Source organism: Thiolapillus sp. (genome assembly GCF_048562965.1).
In the GTDB taxonomy this organism is placed as follows: domain Bacteria; phylum Pseudomonadota; class Gammaproteobacteria; order Chromatiales; family Chromatiaceae; genus Thiolapillus; species Thiolapillus brandeum_A.
Window position 1 is genome coordinate 1 of record NZ_JBHNMF010000678.1, and the last position, 1,638, is coordinate 1,638.

Consider the following 1,638-nt stretch of genomic DNA (forward strand, 5'->3'; position numbering starts at 1 on the left):
ACCTGGTACGAAGAGATCATCTCCACACACGCTATGCCCTGTGGTGGGTACCTGTCGCACTGGTCATGGCTGTGCTGGGTGTCTTTCCCCAGATCGTGGACTGGATCGGTCGCATGATGGGCATCAGCTATCCTCCCGTCATCCCCTTGCTGCTGGGCCTCGTGGCCATGGTGGTGAAGATTCTTGTCATGGATATCGAGCGTTCCAGAAACGAAGTGAAGCTTACACGGCTGGTACAGCGAGCGGCCATGCTCGAAAAGCGCGTCGAGGACAGCATTCCCGGCAAACATCCCCCTGCCGGCGATTAGCCTCGGAGCATCAGTACTACCATGCTGATTTTCGCCTTGCTGCTTCCCTGGATAGCCGGCAGCTTGTGGTTGCTGTGGCTTGAATCCTTCTCCCCCCGCCTGACCGGTTTCAACATTCCCCGCATCCTGGGATACGGCTTTTTTCTCGGCAATTTCTTCTGCGCATCCCTTCTGTTTCTGGCGCATTTCCTGTTCGGGCAACTGTCTTTTACTGCTGTCTCCGCCATGTTGCTTTTCCTCTCCTGCGTGGGTTTTCTGCTGGCATGGCAGAGAACGGGATACGGGAGGATTTCCATCCGTTTCAGCCTGCCGGCTATGGGAGATTCCGGCAGAAAGCTGGCATTGCTGATCGCCGTGCTGATGGCAGTGCACCTGCTGTTTGCCGGTTACGATGCTTTGAACCGGCCGCTGCTGCCCTGGGATGCCTGGACAACCTGGACATACCGGGCCAAGATCTGGTTTCAGAGTCAGGATCTGTCTTCTTTTGTGGATGCAGCTGCCTGGCTGGGCACGACTGCCGCCGACACCTACACCATTCCCGCCCATGACTACCCCCTCACCGTATCCCTGATTCAGCTCTGGCCCTCTCTGGCGGCCGGCACCTGGGATGACAGACTTGCCGCCGTGCCCGGCCTGTTCGCCGGATTTGCACTCGTGCTCGCTTTGTACGGACAGGCCAGATCCCTTAAGCATTCGCCCCTGCTGGCCCTTGCCGGGGGATACCTGCTGATCTCCATTCCCCTGCTGGATGCGCACCTGGCCCTGCCGGGCTATGCCGATATCTGGCTAAGCGGCTTCGCCGGCCTGGGATTCGTCTCTCTGCTGCAATGGTCGCAGTCCAAAGACCGTACACAGCTGTTCACAGGCCTGCTGTTTCTTCTGCTCGGCTTTTTCATCAAGCGCGAAGGCAGCCTGTGGCTGATGACCGGCCTGCTGTTTGCGCTGATTCAGGGGCTTCCGCTGAAACTGCTGGCCGCGCTGATCCTGGCGATGATACTGGCTGTTTTCAGTGGTTTCAGCCTGGTGGATCTGCCCAGCCTGGGCAGGCTCGGCTATTTCGACGGCGCTTTTTACCTTCCCGGTGTCGGCACCATACGGCTGCAGCCACAGGATGCCTCCCTGGCCGTCCTCAACAATCTGTTCACCAACAGTAGCTGGAACCTCCTGTTTTATTACGTGAGCACAATGCTGCTGCAGTTTCTGCCTCTAAGCAGGCGGGTAAGACGTGCGCTGCTTTCCTTCGTGCTACTGATTTCTCTTATCATTGCCGTAATATTCTTATTGTCTTCCAATGGAAGATGGCTAAGAGATAGCACGGCATTCTCTCGCT

The 1,638-nt window shown here is 57.3% G+C and carries 2 protein-coding genes; both read left to right on the forward strand.

The window, feature by feature from the left end:
* Window positions 1-308, forward strand: a 308-nt coding sequence (locus ACOCD2_RS19075) for a DUF2304 domain-containing protein (protein WP_419589057.1), incomplete at its 5' end; no start/stop codon positions are given.
* Between the two features lie 21 nt (window positions 309-329).
* Window positions 330-1,638 (forward strand): hypothetical protein (locus ACOCD2_RS19080; protein WP_293674883.1); only part of this gene is annotated, 1,309 nt, incomplete at its 3' end.